Genomic DNA, 23,687 nt, shown 5'->3' with positions numbered 1-23,687 from the left:
TCTTTTTTATAAGGAGCATAAGTAAATTGTTATGACTATTACACAATTAAGGGTTTTCGTGAAAATAGCTGAAACGGGAAGCTTTACAAAAGCGGGGCAGGCGCTGAACATGACACAGCCGGCTGTCAGCCATGCGATTTCTGCGATTGAAGCTGAACTTGACGTAAAGCTGATCATCCGTGACCGCCGGAATGGCCTGATGCTGACCGAGACAGGTAAAAAGATCTTAGTCCACATCAGAGAAGTCTTGAAAGGCGTTGAAAAAGTTGAGCAAGTCGCAGCCGCGGAAAAAGGGCTAGAACTGGGAACGGTCCATATCGGCACATTCTCAACTGCCTCGGCTTATTTTATGCCGAAGCTGATCAGTGAGTTTAAACAAAAATACCCGAAACTGGAACTCGTGCTGCACGAAGGAACTGTAAATGAAGTCAAGGAGTGGCTTCACACGCGAATGATAGATGTCGGCATTCTTCTGTATCCAACGGAGGAGATGGAGTACATTCATCTGAAAAAAGACAAAATGGCCGTCGTGCTCAGGGATGATCACCCGCTTTGCAGCCGTCTAGCCATTACGCTGAAAGATCTTGATCATGCACCGATGATCGTCTGTGACGGCGGCTATGAATCGCCTTTTAACCATATGTTCAGGCAGGCGGGTGCTACGCTGAACGCCGCTTTCACAGTCTATAACATGAACACCTCGATCAGTATGGTCAGAGAGGGACTGGGCCTGGCGATTTTATCAGAAATGTCCATGTCGGGCATGCCGCTGCCGGAGCATGTGGTGACGCGGGATCTGGACCCGCAGGTGTACCGTGATGTGCAGCTAGCTGTTCCGTCGCTAAAGGACGCTTCTCTAGCGGCTAAACTACTCATTGATATGGCCCAGAACCTGTTTGGGGCAGAATAACGGGGCAAACCGTTCGTTTTAAATTGTTCGAATTTCATCGAATCAAATTCTTTTATTCCTGAAAGCAGTTGTGTTATGGTGTGAGAGAAGTCCTTTCATTAATACTTGACAGCTTGAGGCTGTTTACTGATAACACATTTGCAAAGGAGAACAATATGTCTAACAACCAACGCAAAGATACCTTGCTTTCTGTCTTGAATTTATCTCCGGTTGTTCAGGGAGGAACGGTTGCTGAATCATTCCGAAACAGCATGGACTTGGCGCGCCGTGCGGAGGAATGGGGCTATCATCGCTACTGGCTCGCTGAGCATCATAATATAGAAGGTGTCGCAAGCTCTGCCACCGCGGTTCTGATCGGCCATATTGCCGGCGGCACAAAGAAAATCCGTGTCGGTTCCGGCGGCATTATGCTGCCGAACCACTCTTCTCTAGTGATTGCCGAGCAATTCGGCACACTGGAAACGCTGTATCCCGGGCGGATTGATCTGGGGCTCGGACGTGCTCCGGGAACTGACCAATTGACAGCAAGAGCGCTTCGCAGAAACATCAACAGCGGTGAAGATTTCCCAGAACAATTAGAGGAACTGCGCAATTACTTTAAACCATCAGGAAATGTGCGGAATCAAGTCCGCGCCATTCCGGGAGAGGGCATAGATGTGCCGATTTGGCTGCTGGGCTCAAGCGGCTTCAGCGCCCGTCTCGCAGGCGAACTAGGCCTTCCATTTGCATTCGCCGCTCATTTTTCGCCGGCGAATACAGTTCCAGCTTTAGAGCTGTACCGCAATTCGTTTACGCCGTCAGACGTGCTTGATGAACCGTATGCAATGGTAGGCGTCACCATTATCGCGGCAGATACAAACGAGAAAGCGCAGCACCTTGCGACTTCACATTATCAAAGATTTCTTGATCTCGTCCGCGGCACGCCGAACCAGTTGAAGCCGCCTGTAGAAGACATGGATCAAATCTGGAGTCCGTATGAAAAAGCGATGGTCAATGAACAGCTGAGCTCGACGATTGTCGGCGGTCCGGAAGAAGTGAAGGCGAAGCTTGAAGACTTTGTCAGAACGACACAGGCGGACGAAATAATGGTCAACTCAGAAACCTATGAACACGCAGACAGAATGCGTTCGTTTGAAATCATTGCAGACGTTTGGAAAAACAGATAACAGCCATAAAAAAAGCAATGCAGCGGGGAGACCCGTACATTGCTTTTTTATTCATTCCGTTTTCTGGCCGACTGGCGAATGACCAGCTCAGGCTCAAATATGACATCCTCTTGCTTCGGCTTTTTATGCTCTAAGCAGTCAATGACATATTTCGCAGCCGCTTTTCCTAGCACGGATTTTGGATGCTTCACAGAGGTTAATTTCACCTCGGAGATTTGCGCGAAATGGGAATCATCATATCCGACGATGGACATGTCCTCCGGCACCTTGATATCCATTTCCCGAAGCATATCAATCACTTTCAGTGCAATTTCATCATTATAGCAAAGAATAGCAGTCGGCATGTTTTTGCTGTTTTTCTCCAGCGTCTCTTTTACTTTCTCCAGCAGCTTCGATTCCTTTTCCTCGGTCGTAAATGTCACGATCATATCCGGTGAAGGGAATAACTCACGCTCCCGGTGCGCCTGTATAAACCCGTTCATCCGCTTCACACCTTGTGTGTCATCAGCTTTGAAAATACCCATCATATGCGTGTGGCCGAGAGAAAGCAAGTGCTCCGCCGCCATCATGCCGCCTTTCACATCATCCAAGGTAAAACTCGGTGCGGCAAGCTCGGCGTATGATGCGTTAATCATCGCAAAAGGAATGCCGTTTTTCTCTAAATTCAGATAGTAGCCGATATTGGGGGTTTGCAGGGCGCTTTTTGTCGGTTCCACAATAAGTCCGTCAATATGCTGTGACAGCAGATTTTCTAATCCTCTTCGTTCATTGTCCGGATTGTTGTTTGTGCTTGTCAAAAGCATAGAATATCCTTGCTCGCTTAAATAAGACTCGATTCCTCTAATGATGCTCGGGAAAATATAGTCTGATATGTAGGTTGTCAGAACGCCAATCGTTTTATTGGAATGCAGCGCTGACTTAGCAGAGCGTGAAGCGACAAAGGTTCCTCCGCCTTGCACGCTGTACAGCAGACCTTGTGATACGAGGTCTCCGATCGCTTTGCGAATGGTGTGCCGGCTGACGCCGAATTGCTGCATTAATTCGTTTTCGGTAGGGATCTTTTCATCGGGCAGAATTTTGCCTTGATTAATCCATGAACTGATTTCTTCTTTTACTTGGGCGTATTTTGGTAACATATCTATTCCTCCAAAATGTATACGGACAAATTTTAGTATATCACAGCGTTCTTTGTAATAAAACATTGACAGAAAATACAAACAGGATTATTCTATATTTGTACGTACTAATTAAATGGAATTTTCGTTAAATTTTAATAGAAGTACGTACAATTACAGAAGTAAATGTAAACGCTTTACTTAACATTCGGGAGGGCAGGGAAATGAAGAATACTCCAACTCAATTAGAACCAAATGCTCCTGTAACAAGAGGCCATTCAATGGGATTTGTCATTTTAATCTCATGCGCGGCGGGACTTGGCGGCTTACTGTACGGCTATGACACGGCAGTGATTTCAGGCGCCATCGGTTTTCTGAAAGATTTATACAGCCTCACTCCGTTTATGGAAGGACTCGTGATTTCCAGCATTATGATCGGAGGAGTTGCGGGCGTCGGGATATCCGGATTTTTAAGCGACAGGTTCGGCCGAAGAAAAATTTTAATGACAGCTGCTTTGTTATTTGCGATATCAGCCATCGTTTCAGCGTTATCACAAGACGTATCGACCTTAATCATTGCAAGGGTTATCGGAGGCCTCGGAATAGGGATGGGCTCATCACTCTCTGTTACGTATATTACAGAAGCGGCGCCGCCTGCCATACGCGGAAGCCTTTCTTCCTTATATCAGCTCTTTACGATATTGGGTATATCCGCTACGTACTTTATTAATCTCGCTGTGCAGCGGTCCGGAACATACGAATGGGGCGTGCACACCGGTTGGAGATGGATGCTCGCTTATGGAATGGTGCCGTCCGTGATCTTTTTCCTCGTATTGCTCGTCGTGCCGGAAAGCCCGAGATGGCTGGCGAAAGCGGGCAAAACAACAGAAGCGTTAAAGATACTGACACGTATTAATGGAGAAACAGTCGCAAAAGAAGAATTAAAGAACATTGAGAACTCTTTAAAAATAGAACAAATGGGGTCGCTGTCCCAGCTGTTCAAGCCGGGTCTCAGAAAGGCGCTTGTCATTGGAATCCTGCTGGCGTTGTTTAACCAAGTCATCGGCATGAACGCGATTACTTACTACGGGCCGGAAATCTTTAAAATGATGGGATACGGTCAAAACGCCGGATTTGTGGCAACCTGTATCGTCGGTGTTGTAGAAGTTATTTTTACCGTTATTGCGGTGTTGTTGATTGATAAAGTCGGACGAAAAAAATTGATGTCCATCGGATCTGCTTTTATGGCTATTTTTATGATCTTAATCGGAACGTCGTTCTACTTTCAGTTAACAAGCGGACTTATGCTGATCTTCTTTATTTTAGGTTTTGTGGCGGCATTTTGTGTATCTGTAGGGCCGATCACATGGATTATGATTTCTGAAATCTTCCCGAACCATCTGCGTGCGCGGGCCGCAGGCATTGCGACCATCTTTTTATGGGGAGCAAACTGGGCGATCGGACAGTTTGTACCGATGATGATCGACTCATTCGGACTCGCCTATACATTCTGGATTTTTGCGGTGATTAACATCCTTTGCTTCCTGTTTGTCGTTACGATCTGCCCGGAAACGAAGAACAAATCGCTCGAAGAAATTGAAAAGCTCTGGATAAAATGAAAACGCTTTAAAGGATCAGGCCCTTTCGATTGGAAGGGCTGTTTATGTTGGGATGCACCTTTTGGCGTTTTCTGTATAAGATAAAGATATATAGGAAAAAATATAGCTGGATAAACACCGCTGCATGAAAACTCTGCGAATATTGTCGATGAATTAGCTCTTAACAGTTGAATAAACAATTTCACCCTGTTAAAATAATTAAAGAAAGCAGAAGTAATTTTTTTTGGCTATGATGGGACGTTTTTTGTCATAGCGGGACATATAATGTCCAGCAAAAAAAGGAAGGAACGTTTGAGTCATGAACCAGTTAATACAAGCTCAAAAAAAATTATTGCCTGATCTTCTGCTCGTTATGCAAAAGAGGTTTGAAATCTTGCAGTATATCAGGCTGACGGAACCCATCGGGCGAAGAAGCCTGTCTGCCAGTCTCGAGATCAGCGAGCGTGTGTTGAGGGGCGAGGTTCAGTTTTTAAAGGAACAGAACCTGGTCGATATTAAAACAAACGGCATGACCTTGACAGAAGAGGGCTATGAACTGCTTTCGGTTTTGGAAGATACGATGAAAGATGTTTTAGGTTTGACTCTTTTGGAAAAGACATTAAAAGAACGTTTAAATCTAAAGGATGCCATTATCGTGTCCGGAGACAGTGATCAATCCCCATGGGTCAAAAAAGAAATGGGAAGAGCAGCTGTCGCATGTATGAAAAAAAGATTTTCAGGCAAAAATATCGTCGCTGTAACTGGCGGTACGACAATTGAAGCTGTGGCTGAAATGATGACGCCGGATTCTAAAAACCGCGAGCTTTTGTTTGTGCCTGCAAGAGGCGGTTTAGGCGAAGACGTGAAAAATCAGGCGAACACCATATGCGCGCATATGGCGGAAAAGGCTTCAGGCACTTACCGGCTTTTGTTTGTTCCGGGACAGCTGTCACAAGGCGCCTATTCATCTATTATTGAAGAGCCTTCTGTCAAAGAGGTGCTGAACACGATCAAATCGGCGAGTATGCTGGTTCACGGAATCGGTGAAGCTAAAACGATGGCTCAGCGGAGAAACACACCTTTAGAAGACTTAAAGAAAATAGATGATAATGACGCTGTCACAGAAGCGTTTGGCTACTATTTTAACGCGGACGGAGAAGTGGTCCACAAAGTGCATTCTGTCGGAATGCAGCTGGATGACATAGACGCCATCCCCGATATTATTGCGGTAGCGGGCGGATCATCAAAAGCCGGGGCGATCGAGGCTTACTTTAAAAAGCCCCGCGACACGGTTCTCGTCACAGACGAAGGGGCCGCAAAGAAGTTATTAAGGGATGAATAATCCCTCAATATAAATATCTCTCACTTATTTAAAGGAGGAAACAAATCATGGCAGTAAAAGTCGGTATTAACGGTTTTGGTCGTATTGGACGTAACGTATTCCGCGCAGCATTAAAAAATCCTGAAGTTGAGGTAGTAGCGGTTAACGATTTAACAGATGCTAACATGCTGGCTCACCTTTTACAATATGATTCTGTACACGGAAAATTAGACGCTGAAGTTTCAGTTGACGGTAACAACCTTGTTGTTAACGGCAAAACAATTGAAGTTTCTGCAGAACGCGATCCTGCTAAACTTAGCTGGGGCAAACAAGGCGTTGAAATCGTAGTTGAATCTACTGGTTTCTTCACAAAACGCGCAGACGCTGCGAAACACTTAGAAGCTGGAGCGAAAAAAGTAATCATCTCTGCTCCTGCTAACGAAGAAGATATCACAATCGTTATGGGTGTTAACGAAGATAAATACGATGCGGCTAACCACGATGTTATCTCTAACGCATCTTGCACAACAAACTGCCTAGCGCCGTTTGCAAAAGTACTTAACGATAAATTCGGCATCAAACGCGGTATGATGACAACTGTTCACTCTTACACGAACGATCAGCAAATCCTTGATCTTCCGCACAAAGACTACCGTCGTGCGCGTGCAGCAGCTGAAAACATCATCCCAACATCAACTGGTGCTGCTAAAGCAGTTTCTCTAGTTCTTCCTGAACTAAAAGGCAAACTGAACGGTGGAGCAATGCGTGTTCCAACTCCAAACGTTTCTCTAGTTGACTTGGTTGCTGAACTGAACAAAGAAGTAACAGCTGAAGATGTAAACGCAGCTCTTAAAGAAGCGGCTGAAGGAGATCTTAAAGGAATCCTTGGCTACAGCGAAGAGCCATTAGTTTCTGGCGACTACAACGGAAACAAAAACTCTTCTACAATCGATGCCCTTTCTACAATGGTTATGGAAGGCAGCATGGTAAAAGTAATCTCTTGGTACGATAACGAAAGCGGCTACTCTAACCGCGTTGTTGACCTTGCAGCTTACATCGCAAAAAAAGGTCTTTAATTTATAGCTGAAAAAAGGACCTGACTTGGTTCTTTTGAATAGAAGCGCTATAATGAAAGCGGACAAGGGAAGGGGACGGACTCCCTTTCCCTTTTTCCATGAAGACCGGCTTTCAGAAAACGCTCTGTGACAGAGAAACGGCCGCGTTTTTTGCAGCTTTGCCGGCGCTTTCGCCTAAGGCCGCTGCCCTGGCTTTTAGACGAACTGCCCTGTGCCGAAAAAGACTGCGATCTGCCCTAGCGGCGTTATCGCTTGACCAGACGGTTTCACGTTTTTCGTGCTGTATGCAAACCACTTTGAAGGAGGATCTCCTAGGCATGAATAAGAAAACTCTCAAAGACATCGACGTAAAAGGCAAAGTTGTATTCTGCCGCGTTGACTTTAACGTTCCAATGAAAGACGGGGAAGTAACAGACGATACACGTATCCGTGCTGCGCTTCCAACAATCAAACACCTTGCAGACCAAGGCGCGAAAGTCCTTCTCGCGAGCCACTTAGGCCGCCCGAAAGGCGAAGTGGTTGAGGAGCTTCGTTTAACTCCTGTCGCTGCACGTCTCGGCGAACTGCTTGGCAAAGAAGTGAAAAAAGCGGATGAAGCTTACGGCGATGCTGTAAAAGCACAAGTTTCCGACATGACGGACGGAGACGTTCTTGTATTGGAAAACGTACGCTTCTACCCTGGTGAAGAGAAAAATGATCCTGAGCTTGCAAAAGCATTTGCTGAGCTTGCAGATGTATATGTAAATGACGCATTTGGTGCTGCCCACCGTGCTCACGCATCTACAGCTGGAATTGCCGAGCATCTGCCAGCAGTTGCAGGTTTCTTAATGGAAAAAGAGCTTGATGTACTCGGAAAAGCGGTTTCTAACCCTGACCGCCCGTTCACGGCGATCATCGGCGGAGCGAAAGTAAAAGACAAAATTGGAGTGATCGAAAGTCTTCTTGATAAAGTGGACAACCTGATCATCGGCGGAGGTCTTGCTTATACATTCGTAAAAGCGCTTGGCTATGAAGTCGGTAATTCTCTTCTTGAAGAGGATAAAATCGAGCTTGCGAAGTCATTTATGGACCGCGCGAAAGAAAAAGGCGTGAACTTCTACATGCCTGAAGATGTACTCGTTGCAGATGATTTCTCTAACGATGCAAACGTGAAAATGGTGCCGATCTCTGAAATCCCTAGTGATTTAGAAGCAATCGACATCGGTACGAAAACACGCGAAACGTATGCTGACGTCATTAAAAACAGCAAACTTGTCGTGTGGAACGGACCGATGGGCGTATTCGAAATCGACTTGTTCGCACAAGGAACAAAAGCGGTTGCGGAAGCATTGGCAGAGGCGAAAGATACATACTCTGTCATCGGCGGAGGAGACTCAGCGGCAGCGGTTGAAAAATTCGGCCTTGCTGACAAAATGAGCCACATCTCAACAGGCGGCGGCGCGTCCCTTGAGTTTATGGAAGGCAAAGAGCTTCCAGGGGTAGCTGCACTGAACGATAAATAATCTTAAAACTGCTATAAGGAAGTGGAACAGATGAGAAAACCAATTATCGCCGGTAACTGGAAAATGAACAAAACACTCGGCGAAGCTGTCAGCTTCGTTGAAGAAGTAAAATCTTCCATTCCAGCAGCAGACAAAGCGGAAGCTGTTGTTTGCGCGCCAGCGCTTTTCTTAGAAAAGCTTACTTCTGCTGTTAAAGGCACTGACCTTAAAGTCGGCGCTCAAAACATGCACTTCGAGGAAAGCGGTGCGTTCACAGGCGAAATCAGCCCGGTTGCTCTAAAAGACCTTGGCGTTGACTACTGCGTCATCGGCCACTCTGAGCGCCGTGAAATGTTCGCTGAAACTGATGAAACAGTTAACAAAAAAGCACACGCTGCTTTCAAACACGGCATTGTGCCGATCATCTGTGTGGGTGAAACGCTTGAAGAGCGCGAAGCCGGAAAAACAAATGATCTTGTTGCTGACCAAGTGAAAAAAGGCCTTGCTGGTCTTTCTCAAGAACAAGTTGCTGCTTCTGTTATTGCGTATGAGCCAATCTGGGCAATCGGAACGGGCAAATCTTCTACAGCGAAAGATGCAAACGACGTGTGTGTGCACATCCGTAAAACCGTCGCTGAAAGCTTCAGCCAAGAAATTGCAGACCAGCTTCGCATCCAATATGGCGGAAGCGTAAAGCCTGCAAACATTAAAGAATATATGGCAGAGTCCGATATTGACGGTGCTTTGGTCGGCGGCGCGAGCCTTGAGCCACAGTCATTCGTTCAATTATTGGAGGAAGGTCAATATGAGTAAAAAACCAGCTGCACTCATCATTCTTGATGGGTTCGGATTACGAAACGAAACAGTAGGGAACGCAGTCGCTTTAGCGAAAAAACCGAATTTTGACCGCTACTGGAATCAGTATCCTCATCAAACATTGATTGCTTCAGGCGAGGCTGTAGGCCTTCCTGAAGGACAGATGGGGAACTCCGAAGTGGGTCACTTAAATATCGGCGCGGGCCGTATTGTGTATCAAAGCTTAACACGCGTAAATGTTGCCATTCGTGAGGGAGAGTTCGAACGCAACCAAACATTCCTTGACGCGATTAACAACGCGAAAGAAAACAACAAAGCCCTGCACCTGTTCGGCCTTTTATCAGACGGCGGCGTGCACAGCCACATCAATCATTTGTTCGCATTGTTAAAGCTTGCGAAAAATGAAGGGCTGACAAAGGTTTACATCCATGGTTTCCTTGATGGCCGTGATGTTGGTCCGCAAACAGCGAAGACGTACATTAAGCAGCTGAACGAACAAATCGAGGAAATCGGTGTCGGAGAAATCGCCAGCATTTCCGGGCGCTACTACTCAATGGACCGCGACAAACGCTGGGACCGTGTAGAAAAAGCGTACCGCGTAATGGCATACGGCGAAGGCCCGACCTACCGCAGTGCAATGGATGTTGTTGATGATTCATATGCGAACGGAATCTATGATGAATTCGTGATTCCATCCGTTATCACAAAAGAAAACGGTGAGCCTGTTGCGACAATCCAAGACGGCGATTCTGTGATTTTCTATAATTTCAGACCGGACCGCGCCATCCAGATTTCCAACACGTTCACAAACAAAGACTTCCGTGACTTCGATCGCGGCGAGAATTATCCGAAGAACCTGCATTTCGTCTGCCTGACTCACTTCAGTGAAACAGTTGACGGATATGTAGCGTTTAAACCGATAAATCTTGATAACACAGTCGGAGAAGTATTATCTCAACATGGATTAAAACAGCTTCGAATTGCAGAGACTGAAAAGTATCCGCATGTCACGTTCTTTATGAGCGGCGGCCGTGAAGCTGAATTCCCGGGTGAAGAGCGCATTCTCATCAACTCGCCGAAAGTTGCCACATATGACTTAAAGCCAGAAATGAGTGCGTATGAAGTGAAGGACGCGCTTGTCAAAGAAATTGAAGATGACAAGCATGACGCGATTATCCTTAACTTCGCAAACCCTGATATGGTCGGCCACTCCGGAATGGTTGAACCAACAATTAAAGCAATTGAAGCAGTGGACGAATGCTTAGGCGAAGTCGTTGACGCGATTATCGCTAAAGGCGGACACGCGATCATTACCGCTGATCACGGTAATGCTGACATTCTGATTACAGAATCAGGCGATCCGCACACTGCGCATACGACAAACCCAGTCCCTGTCATTGTGACGAAAGAAGGCATCACGCTGCGTGAAGGCGGAATCCTAGGCGACCTTGCACCAACGTTATTAGACCTTCTCGATGTTGAAAAACCGAAAGAAATGACAGGAACATCGTTAATTCAAAAATAATTTGAAATCAAAAGGAGAGACAAAACTCATGCCATACATTGTTGATGTTTATGCACGCGAAGTATTAGACTCCCGCGGCAACCCAACAGTTGAAGTTGAAGTATATACAGAAACAGGAGCTTTTGGCCGCGCATTAGTGCCAAGCGGAGCTTCTACAGGTGAATACGAAGCAGTTGAGCTTCGTGACGGCGACAAAGACCGTTACCTTGGAAAAGGCGTGTTAACAGCTGTTAACAACGTAAACGAAATCATTTCTCCAGAGCTTCTTGGCTTTGATGTAACTGAACAAAACGCTATTGATCAGCTTTTAATCGAGCTTGACGGTACTGAAAACAAAGGCAAACTTGGTGCGAACGCGATCCTTGGCGTATCTATGGCTTGTGCGCGCGCAGCTGCTGATTTCTTACAGATTCCTCTTTACCAATACCTTGGAGGATTCAACTCAAAAACGCTTCCTGTACCGATGATGAACATCGTCAACGGCGGAGAGCATGCTGACAACAACGTGGATATTCAAGAATTCATGATCATGCCTGTAGGTGCTCCTAACTTCCGTGAAGCACTTCGCATGGGCGCTCAAATCTTCCACAGCCTGAAATCAGTTCTTTCTGCTAAAGGAATGAACACAGCTGTAGGTGATGAAGGCGGATTTGCTCCAAACCTTGGTTCTAACGAAGAAGCGCTTCAAACAATCGTTGAAGCAATCGAAAAAGCCGGCTTCAAACCTGGCGAAGAAGTGAAACTTGCAATGGATGCTGCATCTTCTGAGTTCTACAACAAAGAAGACGGCAAATACCATCTGTCTGGCGAAGGCGTTGTGAAAACATCTGCTGAAATGGTTGACTGGTACGAAGAAATGGTTTCTAAATACCCAATCATCTCTATCGAAGACGGACTTGACGAAAACGACTGGGAAGGCCACAAGCTTCTTACTGAGCGTCTTGGCAAAAAAGTTCAGCTTGTTGGTGACGATCTCTTCGTTACAAACACGAAAAAATTGGCTGAAGGCATCAAAAACGGCGTAGGCAACTCTATCCTGATCAAAGTAAACCAAATCGGTACATTGACTGAAACATTCGATGCGATCGAAATGGCGAAACGCGCAGGCTACACAGCTGTTATCTCTCACCGTTCTGGTGAAACAGAAGACAGCACAATCGCTGACATCGCTGTGGCAACAAATGCAGGACAAATCAAAACAGGTGCTCCGTCTCGTACGGACCGTGTTGCGAAATACAACCAGCTTCTTCGCATCGAAGATCAGTTGGCTGAAACTGCTCAATATCACGGTATTAACACTTTCTACAACTTGAACAAGTAATAAAATGACCGCCGAGATATCTCTCGGCGGTTTTTTTATGCAAACTTTCCTAGCTCCAATCTTATTCTCCTTCTATTTCATTACCTTGATTTGGTAATTAGTATTCATTTTATTGCTTTTTAAAGGAATCAATACAGCAGAACCGAAAAGAAAGGAGTGAATAAGAGGAGGAATGTAGAGATGAAAATGATATTGATGTCAGCAGTACTGGCCGGAAGCGTCATTTGGGGAGCTTCAACTGAACAGCTGAAAGAGACACAGTCTCATTCTGTTTATGAAATAGCCCCGTTGTTTGATGAAGAGCATGCTTATGAAACCATTCATGAGCTTAGTGAAGTCATAGGCCCGAGAGAAACAGGAACAGAGCAAGAAAAAGAAGCGGCATCATACATATCGAAACGGCTTCAAGATGAGGCATTAGCCGTCCGCATTCAGCCGTTTCATGTGAAGACATATTTTTCTGGTTCAATCATGGCAGGCGATCAGGAATATCCAATGCGCTCAGCAGATAAGACCGCTGTTGAAAAGGAAGAGAAACTAGAGGCTGCTGTCTTTGACGGAGGCTATGGGTCCAGCCGTGAAGTAAAAGAAGCAAAAGGGAAAATAGCCGTTATTAGAGAGGGGAAAATACCAGTATCTCAAAAATTAATAAACGCCCAAGCTGCTGGCGCAAAGGCTGCCATTATTTATAACTGCAAAACAAAACCTCTCGCGATCCGTCCGGTAAAACCAAAACAAATCACAATACCGACAGCCGGAATGAAAAAAGAAGATGGGGAAGCTTTACTGAAAGAAAAGCAGGCTGTCATTCAATTTAAGAACTATCAAAACCGCACTTCACAAAATATAATAGGGACGCGCAAAGCGCAGCACACAAAACACCCCGATATAATTTATGTAACTGCTCACTACGATACAGTTAAAGGTGCACCTGGCGCTGATGATAATGCATCAGGCACATCTGCTGTACTGGAGATGAGTAAGCAAAGCAAGCATCTTCCCAAAAACAAAGAAATCCGTTTTATCTTATTCGGAGCAGAAGAACTGTGGTCGGCGGGATCTTCATATTATGTCAGTACGCTTACCTCGGATGAAATCAGACACAGCCGTGCAAACTTTAACGCTGATATGATTGCGACTGACTGGAAAGAAGCAAGCCAAATGTATATAACGACCCCGGATGGCAAGGAAAATGAAAGTATCAATTATGCAGTAAATGCTGCCCGGAAAGCAAAGCTTGAAGCACCTCGCCTCACACAGCTGGGATACTCGGATCACGTGTCATTTTATGAAGCGGGCATACCTTCGGCTAATTGGATTTGGCTCAGCCCGGATACAAAAGAGCCTGGCCCATGGTATCACACCGAAAATGACAACATTACACATGTCAGCAAAGAAAGATTGAAGGAAGCGGGGCAGCTCTTGTTATCTGCTGTAAAAGAGGCAAATATAGATTAGTAAAAAAAGGCTTCGGCTTGTTTTTTAAATTTTCGCTATATTCTTTCAAATGAGGGATATTTTCTCATTTTCAACCTAATAAATGTCTTATCGTAGGTATAAAAATATCAATTATTTGTAAATCGCATCATTATGTCCTATCAAATAAAAGGATACAAAACTCATTTACCGTTTTTTTACTTTTGTTATAATGGCAGTATCGATCGGTAATTGTTTAATTTTGTAAAGATATATCCTTTTCTATCTTATAGGGGGTCCAAAAATGAATCCTGTCACAAAAGAAGCTCGAAACCTCGGTCATAAGCGGTTTTTAGAATTGATTGAAGCAAAACAGGCTGTTGTAGGTGTGTTGGGGATGGGATATGTGGGGTTTCCTCTCGCATTGGAATGTGTCAATAAAGGATACAGCGTCATCGGCTTCGATAGGAACAGCGAAAAAGTTTCTTTGCTGAAAGACGGGCACAGCCATATTCGGGATATAGACGATAACCAATTAAAAGAAGCGCTGCACACAGAGCGTTTTCAAGTGAGCGATAATATGTCTCTCATTGAACAATGCGACATTATTGTGATATGTGTTCCGACACCTTTGAACAAAAAAGACAAAATTCCCGATCTTAGCTACATAGACAGTGCAGTTGACACCATGCTGGCTTATGGAAGGCCAAATCAGCTTTTAATTTTAGAAAGTACAACCTATCCGGGGACAACCAAACAAAAAATCGCTGATAGAATGGCATCAGGGCGGCAGGTGAACATAGGCTCCGACTTTTTTATAGCTTATTCTCCTGAACGAATTGATCCTGGAAACAGCCAATATGAAGTTGCCGATATCCCTAAAGTGGTCGGCGGAATGACCCGGAATTGCACAAAACTTGCCTCAGCGTTTTACAACACCATCGTTACAAGCATTCATCCAGTAACCTCACCAGAAGTAGCTGAAACAGCTAAACTCCTAGAGAATACCTACCGTTATGTAAATATAGCTCTCATCAATGAAATGGCACTCAATTGCCGAGAACTCGATATAGATATATGGGAAGTGATCAATGCGGCAGACACGAAGCCGTTCGGGTTTCAAAAGTTCAGCCCCGGCCCTGGCGTAGGCGGCCATTGTATACCGATTGATCCTTTTTATTTTAAATGGATAGCCAATCAAAAAGGATTGCAGACAAAGCTGATTGATTTAGCGGATGAAATCAATTCCGATATGCCATTTTCAGTGTCCGACTATGCCATGAAGCTGGTTGATAAAGAACAATGCAGAATTTTATTAATAGGTGCGGCTTATAAAAAAAATACCAATGATTCTCGTGAGTCTTCTGCATTTGCCATTATAGGTAATCTGATGAAAAAGGGATGCACGATAGATTACTATGATCCTTTTATCAGTGAAATCCGCTTGGAAGACGGCAGCATCAAGCACTCCGTTCCTTTCACGAAGGAGCAGGTCAATCAATATGATGTCGTCATTATTCATACTGATCATGATGATATCAATTACAGCATATTGCGGGATGCAGCCCCTATTATTTTCGATACCAGAAACATTTGCCGAGAAAAAATGGCTGACAATGTAAATCTTGTCACACTATAGGAGGGAACGATCATTACTAAACAATTTATCTCTTTCCACAGACCTGATATCACAAACGAAGAACTGGAAACTGTAGCAGAAACGATCAAGTCAGGATGGATTTCAAAAGGTCCGAAGGTGATTGAATTTGAAAAAAAGCTGGGCGAATATTTAGGCGCGGAGCACGTAATCAGCTGTAATTCAGGAACAGCTGCCTTGCATATGGCATTGCTTGCACTCGGTGTAGGAGAAGGCGATGAAGTCATTGTTCCAAGCTTCACGTTTTGTTCAAGTGTAAACGTCATTCTGCATGTCGGAGCAACCCCGGTTTTTGCCGACATTTGCGAGGATGATTTATGTATAGATCCGGAAGATGTCAGACAAAAACTTTCTCCGCGCACAAAAGCGGTCATTGCGGTTCATTTTGCAGGTTATCCGGCAAATTTGGATGAGCTTAGCAGCATTTGCAAGGAAAATGGACTGTATTTGATTGAAGATGCCGCACACGCGCTTGGGACCCGGTATAAAGGGAAGATGATCGGCACACATGGAGATGCCGTATGCTTCAGCTTTTATGCCACTAAAAATATAACGACGGGAGAAGGAGGAGCTCTTATTCTTAAGGATGAGGAAGCGGCCGAGAGAGCAAGACTGTATGGGTGGCACGGCATTACAAAAAATGCTTGGAACCGATACGGTGAAAAAGGCAGCTGGCGATACGATGTGTTACTTCCCGGCTTTAAGTACAACATGACAGACATCCAGGCTGCGCTTGGACTCATTCAATTGAAACGAGCTGCTGAGATCCAAGAAAAACGGACAGGAATCGCAAACTATTATGCGTCGGAGCTTACAAATCAATCAGAAAGAGCAGAACTTCCTTTGGCAGACATCCCAAGCCATATCACTCACTCTTGGCATTTGTTTATTCTCCGGGTGAAAAAACGCGGGGAAATGGAACGGGACCAGTTTATTGAAAATATGAAAGCGAAACATATTGGCTTGAGTGTCCATTTCATCCCTGTGCACATGCATCCCTACTATAAAGAGCATTTTCCCGCAAAGCTGCCGGTAACTGAACGCATCTTTCCTGAAATTGTATCACTGCCTCTTTATAGCCAATTATCGAAGGAAGATTGTCAATATATCGTTCAATCCATTAAAGAAGTTTTATCTTTAAGCCAGGAGGTCGGACAATGAAAAACATTGCTATCTTAGGCGGAGCGGGCTTTATAGGAAGTGAATTAGCGGGGCTATTACAAAATAAGGGTTACCATACGATCATCGCTGATCAAAAAAAGCCGGATTTTCAGGCGGAATTCCGGCAAACGAATATTTTAGACCGGCAATCGCTTCGGGAATCATTAAAAGGAGCAGATGCTGTCGTTCATTTAGCAGCAATGGTCGGAGTAGACAGCTGCCGCAGCAATGAAGAGGACGTAATCAAGGTGAACTTTGAGGGAACGAAAAACGTAACGGAGGTATGCAAGGACCTAGGGATCAAGACTCTTCTTTTTTCCTCCAGCTCAGAGGTATTCGGGGATTCGCCCGATTATCCGTATACGGAATCGAGCAAGAAGCTCCCTAAATCCGCTTATGGAAAAGCAAAATTGAAGTCAGAGGAATATTTGAGGGAGCAGGCATCAGATTCGCTGCATGTCAGAGTTGTCCGGTACTTTAATGTATACGGCCTGAAGCAGCGGGAAGACTTTGTCATTAACAAGTTCTTCAGTTTGGCTGAATCTGGCACGGAGCTTCCTCTATATGGAGACGGCGGCCAAATCAGATGCTTCAGCTATATTAGTGATATCGTGAACGGAACATATCTGGCACTTCTGCACAAAGGCAGTGCTTTTGAAGATTTCAACATAGGAAACGATCTGCCTATCAGCATAAAAGGATTGGCAGAGAAAATCAACGTCATGACAGGCAGGAAGAAAGAGAATTACACCTTTAAAAAGCTGGGTGAGGATGGCGTCCGGGGGAAAGACATTGAAATTTTCAAACGTGCTCCCTCGGTCGAGAAGGCAAAGCGCCTGCTAGGATATGCTCCTAACGTTCACCTTGAGGAAGGCCTGAGGATGATTAAAATTGAAAGACAAAAACAAAAACTTCCATTATCCTGAAAATCCGAAACAGATCAAGTTTCCCATTTATGCGGGGCAGCTTTCAGGCAAAAGTCTTTTCCCGCATTTCATTTCAGCTAAAAAAACAACTTTGGCAGAAAAATTGGAAAAACGCTATGGAAAGGGAATCGAATTGACTTCGAGTGGCAGTGCGGCGTTAGTGCTTGCACTGACATTTTCCGGAGCGGGGCCTGGAAAAGAAGTGATTTTTTCATCATTCAGCTGTCCGAATGTCATTGATGCCGTGCTTCAATCCGGAGCCTCGCCGGTTTTTGCCAATCTGGATGATGATTTATCCCTATCTTTTGAAGATGTGAAAAACAAAGTGACCGATAGAACATGCGCTGTCATTTTGACACACGTCTACGGCCGGAAGGAAAACATGGAACTTATTGAGTGGGTGAAAGAGAAGCGTATTCGTATCATTGACGATGCCGCTCAAGCCATGTTTACAAGACAAGCAGGAACTTTTGCAGGCGGTTTGGGGGATTTCGGTATCTTGAGCTTTGGACCGTCAAAGCCCCTCGGCAGTATAGGGGGCGGAGCGTTAATCGCTCGGAAAGATGTTCTGGACAAAAATGGCAGGCTGCCGATGGAACAGCGAAAGCAAGTCAATGCTGATTATTATGCTTATATGAGACAGCAGCGAATACAGACTTTGAAGAGGTCAAGGACTCTATCTTTCTTGTTCAGAAAAACGGGTGTTCAGACTTCTATGAAAACGAGCAAGCTTGAAGTCCTTCCGAAAACACCTGCTACTGTCCCTTTATTGCGAATGCATCCGGTGAGACAAGCTATCATCGAGCAACAGTTGACAAAGATGGAGCAGCTGGTGAAAGACTCATCTGAAAATTTGGAGACGGCAAGATACATCTTTGCACGGGCAGAAGCGTTATACGGGATTAAAATGATTCAGCCACAGGAGGGAGAAAGCCTAAACTATTTGACAATCGTCTTTCCTCATGAAGGCGAAAGGTACGACTGCTCCGTTTATTTAGCGTCAAAAGGGATTCAAACCTGCTGGAACTACCTTCCCCTTCACCTTATCCCGCTGTATCAGCCTTATTCACAGCAAGGGGTTGAGCATTCTCTTTGGAAACGAGTTCTTTCACTGCCGTTCAAACCGCCTCTTGGTACAGAGCAGGTGAAGGATATTGCTGAAACTGTTTTAGCGTATGCAGAGCAAAAGAATAAGAAATGAATGTTGGTGATATATCGTGCAAAAAACAGCAAATTTGATCACTCGTCAAGCATGGGATCGGGCCGCTGGCATATTTCAGGCTGGATTGTTTCAAAACTATGATTGGGGGAAGCTCATGGAAGAGCTCCCCAATACTTCGTTTCACCCCGTTAAGCTGACATCGGACGGCGGCCAAGTGATCTATGTTCCGGTGTTTGAGCAAAATGGCTTGCTCAGCGGCAATATGATCGGATACGGCGGCGTCATTTCAGACCGTCCGATTTCATTCAAATGGCTGCAAAGCGAAATCAAAGCATTATTTGGGCAGAAATTATCGCGGATCCTGCTTCCGCATGGCCAAACTTCTTTTATCGAAGAAACGGGGGAACAATGGGTGGAGAAAGCAACACACATGTTGCCGCTTCCCGATACATTCGAAGAGCTATGGACAAATTGTTCGGGAAAAGCTCGGACTGCCGTCAGATATGCGGAGAAGAAAAATGTGTCCGTCCGCCTAATCGGGCAAGAATCACTCTCTGAGTTTTACGAATTGTATAAGGCGCATACAGCAGCTATCGGCGCAGCCTATATGCTGAGTCAGGATTTTTTTCAAAAGCTGCTAGAAAGCCTTGGAAGGCACGTCTTTTGGGTAGGGGCATTTCTTGAGAGTGACATGATCAGCAGCAGTATTTTTCTATATGACCATTCTCATTTTTATTATTGGCAGAATGTAAACAGCCCCGCCGGTAAAGAAACGCAGGCCTCTTATTTGTTAATGTGGAACGCTTTATCATTCGCCATCGGCAAGAAGCTTCAATGGGTTGATTTTGGATATTCTCACAGTAAAGAAATTGCCAGACCGAAACGATATTGGGGAGCTGAAGAGAAACGATGTCGATATTTCACAGAAGCGGAGTAAAAGTCGTAAGCGGCCATCAATCCAGTTACCTCCCATGGTATGGTTTTTTTGAAAAAATCCATAAATCAGATGTTTTTGCGATTCACGATACAGCCCAGTTTGAGAAAAAGGGATTTCTCAATCGGAATAGGATCAAAACTTCTCAAGGTTCGATGTGGCTGACTGTGCCCCTGCAGATGAAAAATTATAAGGATATCGAGCTTCGTGATATGAAAATCGATCAAGAACAAGACTGGCGGAAGAAACATTGGATGGCGATTAAAATGAATTATGCAAAGGCACCCTATTTCGAGGAGTATCAAATGTTTTTTAAAGATGTCTATCAGCGGGAATGGGAGTACCTTCACGATTTAAATATGTTTATCATTGATTTTTTTCTGCGGGAACTTCGTATATCGACGCCAATCTGCAATGTTTCAGAGCTCGAATGCCGGAAGGAAAAAAAGAGTGATTTTGTGCTCGCGCTTTGCAAGGAACTAGGGGCTGATCACTATTATTCAGGCAGCCAAGGATCAGACTATCTAATAGAAAGCGATTTTAATAGAAGCGGAATTACGATCGAATACCAGCAAATCAGGACAATACATTATCCGCAATTATTCGGAGAGCACATTCCTCATCTCTCTATGCTTGATCTGCTAATGAATTGTGGGGCGGATATGTCCGAGACGTTAATCAAAGGGGGACAATATGATGAAAGTAATGGTATTTGCGGCGCATCCGGACGATGAAATTATCGGTGTCGGCGGAGCATTGGCGAAACATGTCCGTCAAGGAGACAGTGTGTCGGCTGTCATTATGGCTGAGGGAAAATCGTCGAGAAAAGAAGACTACGAAAAACCTTGTGATTCGATCATGCAGCATTCCTATAGTGAAACGGAACAAGCGCTTAACTCGCTCGGCATAAGCGATTTTGTCAGGTTAAACCTGCCTGATAACAGGCTAGATTCAATGAATTTGCTGGATGTGGTAAAAGAAGCAGAAAAACAAATTGAACGGTTTCAGCCAGATATTGTATATACACAATACGGCGGTGATATTAATATTGACCACGCCGTTGTATTCAGAGCGGTGATGACGGCAACCCGCCCGCTCCCAGGTCATTCCGTAAAACAGGTTCTCGCATACGAAACCTTATCCTCAACTGAGTGGAACTACTTGAAGAAGGATCAATTCCATGCAAATTTCTTCATTAATATAGAAGAAGAGCTTGAACTGAAGCTGAAGGCTATGGCGTGCTATGGTTCGGAGCTGAGGGACTTCCCGCATCCGCGGTCCTTGCAAGCGATAGAAAATAACGCATACGTATGGGGAGCTAAATCCGGTTTTTCTGCAGCAGAAGCATTTATGCTTGTGAGAGGGACGTGGTGACGGATGATTGCGCAAATACCGTTTTTCGGGTTAGACCCGAAGCAAATTGATAAAAAGTGGGTTGAAGCAGGATACGGTCTTGAAGCCAACATTTTTGACGGAAAATCGTTTGAAGCAACAGATTATGTGAAAACCTTTAAGCGGACACTTGATTATACAAAACAGCTTGAGCCGTCATTATTGACACTTCATTTTCCAACCGACAACGCGGATTATGTTCACGAAGCGCATATAAAGGACCGTCTGCTGCATTTTGCAGAGCTTGCGGATCTGTACGGCGCTAAGGGCATCACTGTTCATGCCAATCAATTTATGTCTGTTGAAGAATTTCAAGGCTATGATTTAGAAGGAAACCGCAGAAAAGTCATTGAATTTTTTGCTGCGTTTGATGATGAGATGAAAGGGACAGATATATGGATTGGAGTCGAAAATCTGCCGATTATCGGAAATCTGGGAGAAGACTTTGACCCGATATTTATTTATCCTGAGGATTTTGAGGAACTGACTCAGCTTGGTTTAAAACATATCGGCATTACATGGGATCTTTGTCATTGGGCCATTACCTATCAGACACATCTGTCAACATCACTAATGTTCAGGGATGAAAAGCTCAGATACCCTGATTTTTTTCAGTTTCTTAGCTTAAAGGACAGCGTTAAACATTATCATTTCAGTTCGTTTCGCCAGCTAGCCTTCCCGCATGGTGATGTCCGCTGTTTTGAAGGGCGTCATCCCGCTGAAGGAACGATTGATGAAACTTTGCTTAGACAAGCGGCGGAGATGTTAAAGGAAATACACCGCGGGGATGGCACGGGTATCGTATTTGAAGTGATGGAAGAGGACTATACACAACGAAAAGAATCATGGAGAACATTAGAATGGTTCGGCGGTGCTTCTGATGAAGATCAAAAACGGACGTGATTCGGCATATCGAACACCAAATTATGCAAAGCTTTGGGCTGCACAAGTATTTTCTTCCGCGGCGGATGGCGTCTGGCTCATCGCGCTTCCGCTCCTTGTGCTCAATTTGACCGGAAGCAAAGTATTAGTCGGGGTGATTTCTTTTATCGAGCTCGTTCCTCTGACCTTCGGAATTTTTGCAGGCCCCTTCATTGATTCTGTACGAAAAAAATCCATATTATATGTGTGTAATACCGGAAGGACAGTCATTATGATTCTTTTGGCAGTCCTTGGCGCCAATGGCTTGTTAACTGTATGGATCATTGGTCTATGCGCATTTTGTTTATCACTGCAATCGATGCTCTTTTCCCCGGCGAAAGTGGCGCTTATTCCGCTGCTTGTCCCTCAGAAACATCTCGATCAAGCGACTTCTTTAATAAATACTAGCGAACTAATTGGTCTGATCGTTGGAAAGCTGATCAGCGGAATTTTGATTGCGGCGATTCCGTTCGGGCTGCTTTTTTTTATAAATGGAGCCGCATTTTTTGTATCCGCTGTATTGATTGCTCTTATTCACATTTCAGAATCTGCCGGTTTAAAAAGCAAAGGCGCAGAAGCCCTTAAGACAGGGTATAGAATGCTGAAAGGCAACTCATCTTGGATGACTTCTGTCGGTTATTTTTTTATCGTCAACCTTGTCATTGCCGGGTTTATTTCGGTAATGGGTCCGATTCTTGCAGTTGAACGTTTTCATGAAAACTATTCCGTATGGTTCGCCATCATGTATTCAATGTTTCAGGGCGGTATGCTCTTAGGCAATCTTGCAGTATTTTTTAAGTGGAACACTAGGCGGCTAGAACGGCTTTATCCCAGAACGTTAACAGCGGTAGGACTGCTCATTATGTTTTTGTTTTTTTCGCTTAACGGGCTGGAATGTGCCATTTTTTTGGTGCTAGGCATTATCATTTCATATATTGATGTGCAAACAGTTTTGTATTTTCAAAAGACGGTTCCCACTGAATACTTCGGAAGAATATTCGCGCTTATTTTTTCTATCGTAAAGATGGGAGAGCCTCTTTCAGCAGCTGTTTACACAGTGCTTCTTGTGTTCATGGACGCTGATTATATTTTTCTGGCTGTCGGTCTGACCCTCGCACTGACTTTTTTCATCCTGTCAGTGAGGCAGGGAATGCAGAGGGATGCCGGAAAAAAAGCGAATCAGTTTTTTTAAATTCTATATGAAAGAGCTGCCGATGATCATACGGCAGCTCTTTTATTAAAGATCTAAATAAAGCCTCACCATATCGCGGCATTGAATTCCATTTTCAAAAATGTCCTCATCATAATGTCTGACAAAGAAATCATGGTCGATCGCCTGAAGGCGGAATCCGCATTTTTGGTAGAGAGAAAGCTGATGAATGCTGGAATTTCCCGTGCCGATTTCAATCGTGTCTGCACCCAGCTCCTTTGCCTTTTCGATGGCGTCTTGTACAAGCTGTTTGCCAAAGCCCTTCTTCTGATGAGATTCTTTTACGGCTATATTTACAATTTCAACTGTTTGCGGCCTCGTTTTTAGCAATACATAAACACCGGCAAGCTCATCACCGGCCCAAGCTGTGTAACATTCTCCTCTCTTAAGATATTCATCTACAATGTCCTTCGACGGATCGGCAAGAAGCAATAGGTCGTATAATTCATCATTTGTTTTTTCTCTTATTTGAATCCTGAGCTTTTGCACGTTCATTCCACCTTTTCATATGTTTATAGAGATATTTTCATGATTTCCTCCAATTTCATACCATTCTATTATAAAATATGTAACATAGGA

At 44.6% G+C, this 23,687-nt stretch carries 21 protein-coding genes; 19 read left to right on the top strand and 2 right to left on the bottom strand.

The window, feature by feature from the left end; genetic code table 11:
* The first annotated feature begins 31 nt into the window (after nucleotides 1–31).
* Nucleotides 32–910: a LysR family transcriptional regulator gene (locus ABZM97_RS17600; RefSeq protein ID WP_367387031.1), complete on the top strand. Its 879-nt coding sequence runs from the start codon at nucleotides 32–34 to the stop codon at nucleotides 908–910.
* A 155-nt stretch (nucleotides 911–1,065) separates the two neighbouring features.
* A complete protein-coding gene (locus tag ABZM97_RS17595) occupies nucleotides 1,066–2,076 on the top strand; it encodes an LLM class flavin-dependent oxidoreductase (RefSeq protein ID WP_289348223.1) in 1,011 nt (336 codons plus the stop codon).
* 47 nt (nucleotides 2,077–2,123) lie between these two features.
* On the opposite strand, the gene araR is transcribed toward ABZM97_RS17595, so the two are convergent.
* Complete coding sequence (araR, locus tag ABZM97_RS17590) at nucleotides 2,124–3,212, bottom strand: arabinose utilization transcriptional regulator AraR (protein ID WP_141113428.1); 1,089 nt, start codon at nucleotides 3,210–3,212, stop codon at nucleotides 2,124–2,126.
* Between the two features lie 203 nt (nucleotides 3,213–3,415).
* Between araR and araE the strand changes: the two genes are divergently transcribed.
* The 17 genes from araE to ABZM97_RS17505 all read left to right on the top strand — a co-directional run bounded on the left by araE (nucleotide 3,416) and on the right by ABZM97_RS17505 (nucleotide 23,090).
* On the top strand, nucleotides 3,416–4,810 hold the full coding sequence (gene araE / locus ABZM97_RS17585) for an arabinose-proton symporter AraE (protein WP_087993480.1): 1,395 nt from the start codon (nucleotides 3,416–3,418) through the stop codon (nucleotides 4,808–4,810).
* Between the two features lie 298 nt (nucleotides 4,811–5,108).
* Nucleotides 5,109–6,131: a gapA transcriptional regulator CggR gene (gene cggR, locus ABZM97_RS17580; protein WP_202328012.1), complete on the top strand. Its 1,023-nt coding sequence runs from the start codon at nucleotides 5,109–5,111 to the stop codon at nucleotides 6,129–6,131.
* Between the two features lie 47 nt (nucleotides 6,132–6,178).
* Nucleotides 6,179–7,186, top strand: a complete 1,008-nt coding sequence (gap, locus tag ABZM97_RS17575) for a type I glyceraldehyde-3-phosphate dehydrogenase (RefSeq protein WP_367387030.1) — start codon at nucleotides 6,179–6,181, stop codon at nucleotides 7,184–7,186.
* 317 nt (nucleotides 7,187–7,503) lie between these two features.
* Nucleotides 7,504–8,688, top strand: a complete 1,185-nt coding sequence (gene pgk / locus ABZM97_RS17570) for a phosphoglycerate kinase (RefSeq protein ID WP_148962756.1) — start codon at nucleotides 7,504–7,506, stop codon at nucleotides 8,686–8,688.
* Between the two features lie 30 nt (nucleotides 8,689–8,718).
* Nucleotides 8,719–9,480 carry a triose-phosphate isomerase gene (tpiA, locus tag ABZM97_RS17565; protein ID WP_367387029.1) on the top strand — a complete coding sequence of 254 codons (762 nt, stop codon included), beginning with the start codon at nucleotides 8,719–8,721 and terminating at the stop codon, nucleotides 9,478–9,480.
* Nucleotides 9,473–11,008, top strand: a complete 1,536-nt coding sequence (gene gpmI, locus ABZM97_RS17560) for a 2,3-bisphosphoglycerate-independent phosphoglycerate mutase (protein ID WP_333516418.1) — start codon at nucleotides 9,473–9,475, stop codon at nucleotides 11,006–11,008. The genes tpiA and gpmI overlap by 8 nt, the downstream gene beginning before the upstream one ends.
* Nucleotides 11,009–11,036: 28 nt before the next feature.
* On the top strand, nucleotides 11,037–12,329 hold the full coding sequence (eno, locus tag ABZM97_RS17555; RefSeq protein WP_010328641.1) for a phosphopyruvate hydratase: 1,293 nt from the start codon (nucleotides 11,037–11,039) through the stop codon (nucleotides 12,327–12,329).
* A gap of 180 nt (nucleotides 12,330–12,509) precedes the next feature.
* The gene (locus ABZM97_RS17550; RefSeq protein ID WP_367387028.1) at nucleotides 12,510–13,787 is read left to right on the top strand and encodes a M20/M25/M40 family metallo-hydrolase; all 1,278 of its coding nucleotides are present in this window, start codon (nucleotides 12,510–12,512) and stop codon (nucleotides 13,785–13,787) included.
* A 262-nt stretch (nucleotides 13,788–14,049) separates the two neighbouring features.
* The gene (locus ABZM97_RS17545; protein WP_367387027.1) at nucleotides 14,050–15,384 is read left to right on the top strand and encodes a nucleotide sugar dehydrogenase; all 1,335 of its coding nucleotides are present in this window, start codon (nucleotides 14,050–14,052) and stop codon (nucleotides 15,382–15,384) included.
* Nucleotides 15,385–15,393: 9 nt separating this feature from the next.
* A complete protein-coding gene (locus tag ABZM97_RS17540; protein WP_367387504.1) occupies nucleotides 15,394–16,563 on the top strand; it encodes a DegT/DnrJ/EryC1/StrS family aminotransferase in 1,170 nt (389 codons plus the stop codon).
* Nucleotides 16,560–17,489, top strand: a complete 930-nt coding sequence (locus ABZM97_RS17535) for an NAD-dependent epimerase/dehydratase family protein (protein WP_367387026.1) — start codon at nucleotides 16,560–16,562, stop codon at nucleotides 17,487–17,489. The genes ABZM97_RS17540 and ABZM97_RS17535 overlap by 4 nt, the downstream gene beginning before the upstream one ends.
* Nucleotides 17,455–18,690 carry an aminotransferase class V-fold PLP-dependent enzyme gene (locus tag ABZM97_RS17530; RefSeq protein ID WP_367387025.1) on the top strand — a complete coding sequence of 412 codons (1,236 nt, stop codon included), beginning with the start codon at nucleotides 17,455–17,457 and terminating at the stop codon, nucleotides 18,688–18,690. Before ABZM97_RS17535 ends, ABZM97_RS17530 begins: the two co-directional genes overlap by 35 nt.
* 16 nt (nucleotides 18,691–18,706) lie before the next feature.
* Complete coding sequence (locus ABZM97_RS17525; protein WP_367387024.1) at nucleotides 18,707–19,588, top strand: GNAT family N-acetyltransferase; 882 nt, start codon at nucleotides 18,707–18,709, stop codon at nucleotides 19,586–19,588.
* The gene (locus tag ABZM97_RS17520; RefSeq protein ID WP_367387023.1) at nucleotides 19,561–20,319 is read left to right on the top strand and encodes a WbqC family protein; all 759 of its coding nucleotides are present in this window, start codon (nucleotides 19,561–19,563) and stop codon (nucleotides 20,317–20,319) included. Before ABZM97_RS17525 ends, ABZM97_RS17520 begins: the two co-directional genes overlap by 28 nt.
* Nucleotides 20,282–20,959 carry a PIG-L deacetylase family protein gene (locus ABZM97_RS17515; protein ID WP_367387503.1) on the top strand — a complete coding sequence of 226 codons (678 nt, stop codon included), beginning with the start codon at nucleotides 20,282–20,284 and terminating at the stop codon, nucleotides 20,957–20,959. Before ABZM97_RS17520 ends, ABZM97_RS17515 begins: the two co-directional genes overlap by 38 nt.
* 3 nt (nucleotides 20,960–20,962) lie before the next feature.
* A complete protein-coding gene (locus ABZM97_RS17510; protein WP_367387022.1) occupies nucleotides 20,963–21,880 on the top strand; it encodes a TIM barrel protein in 918 nt (305 codons plus the stop codon).
* Nucleotides 21,858–23,090: an MFS transporter gene (locus tag ABZM97_RS17505; protein ID WP_367387021.1), complete on the top strand. Its 1,233-nt coding sequence runs from the start codon at nucleotides 21,858–21,860 to the stop codon at nucleotides 23,088–23,090. The genes ABZM97_RS17510 and ABZM97_RS17505 overlap by 23 nt, the downstream gene beginning before the upstream one ends.
* A 45-nt stretch (nucleotides 23,091–23,135) precedes the next feature.
* On the opposite strand, the gene ABZM97_RS17500 is transcribed toward ABZM97_RS17505, so the two are convergent.
* Nucleotides 23,136–23,603: a GNAT family N-acetyltransferase gene (locus ABZM97_RS17500; RefSeq protein WP_367387020.1), complete on the bottom strand. Its 468-nt coding sequence runs from the start codon at nucleotides 23,601–23,603 to the stop codon at nucleotides 23,136–23,138.
* Nucleotides 23,604–23,687: the final 84 nt, after the last annotated feature.

The sequence above is a fragment of the Bacillus vallismortis genome (assembly GCF_040784915.1).
In the GTDB taxonomy this organism is placed as follows: Bacteria; Bacillota; Bacilli; order Bacillales; family Bacillaceae; genus Bacillus; species Bacillus subtilis_G.
This window is presented reverse-complemented; position numbering and strand designations above follow the sequence as displayed.

Coding starts and splice junctions, on each gene's coding strand:
- ABZM97_RS17600 (WP_367387031.1), top strand. CDS start 32: ATGACTATTACACAATTAAGGGTTTTCGTGAAAATAGCTGAAACGGGA.
- ABZM97_RS17595 (WP_289348223.1), top strand. CDS start 1,066: ATGTCTAACAACCAACGCAAAGATACCTTGCTTTCTGTCTTGAATTTA.
- araR (WP_141113428.1), bottom strand. CDS start 3,212: ATGTTACCAAAATACGCCCAAGTAAAAGAAGAAATCAGTTCATGGATT.
- araE (WP_087993480.1), top strand. CDS start 3,416: ATGAAGAATACTCCAACTCAATTAGAACCAAATGCTCCTGTAACAAGA.
- cggR (WP_202328012.1), top strand. CDS start 5,109: ATGAACCAGTTAATACAAGCTCAAAAAAAATTATTGCCTGATCTTCTG.
- gap (WP_367387030.1), top strand. CDS start 6,179: ATGGCAGTAAAAGTCGGTATTAACGGTTTTGGTCGTATTGGACGTAAC.
- pgk (WP_148962756.1), top strand. CDS start 7,504: ATGAATAAGAAAACTCTCAAAGACATCGACGTAAAAGGCAAAGTTGTA.
- tpiA (WP_367387029.1), top strand. CDS start 8,719: ATGAGAAAACCAATTATCGCCGGTAACTGGAAAATGAACAAAACACTC.
- gpmI (WP_333516418.1), top strand. CDS start 9,473: ATGAGTAAAAAACCAGCTGCACTCATCATTCTTGATGGGTTCGGATTA.
- eno (WP_010328641.1), top strand. CDS start 11,037: ATGCCATACATTGTTGATGTTTATGCACGCGAAGTATTAGACTCCCGC.
- ABZM97_RS17550 (WP_367387028.1), top strand. CDS start 12,510: ATGAAAATGATATTGATGTCAGCAGTACTGGCCGGAAGCGTCATTTGG.
- ABZM97_RS17545 (WP_367387027.1), top strand. CDS start 14,050: ATGAATCCTGTCACAAAAGAAGCTCGAAACCTCGGTCATAAGCGGTTT.
- ABZM97_RS17535 (WP_367387026.1), top strand. CDS start 16,560: ATGAAAAACATTGCTATCTTAGGCGGAGCGGGCTTTATAGGAAGTGAA.
- ABZM97_RS17520 (WP_367387023.1), top strand. CDS start 19,561: ATGTCGATATTTCACAGAAGCGGAGTAAAAGTCGTAAGCGGCCATCAA.
- ABZM97_RS17515 (WP_367387503.1), top strand. CDS start 20,282: ATGAAAGTAATGGTATTTGCGGCGCATCCGGACGATGAAATTATCGGT.
- ABZM97_RS17510 (WP_367387022.1), top strand. CDS start 20,963: ATGATTGCGCAAATACCGTTTTTCGGGTTAGACCCGAAGCAAATTGAT.
- ABZM97_RS17505 (WP_367387021.1), top strand. CDS start 21,858: ATGAAGATCAAAAACGGACGTGATTCGGCATATCGAACACCAAATTAT.
- ABZM97_RS17500 (WP_367387020.1), bottom strand. CDS start 23,603: ATGAACGTGCAAAAGCTCAGGATTCAAATAAGAGAAAAAACAAATGAT.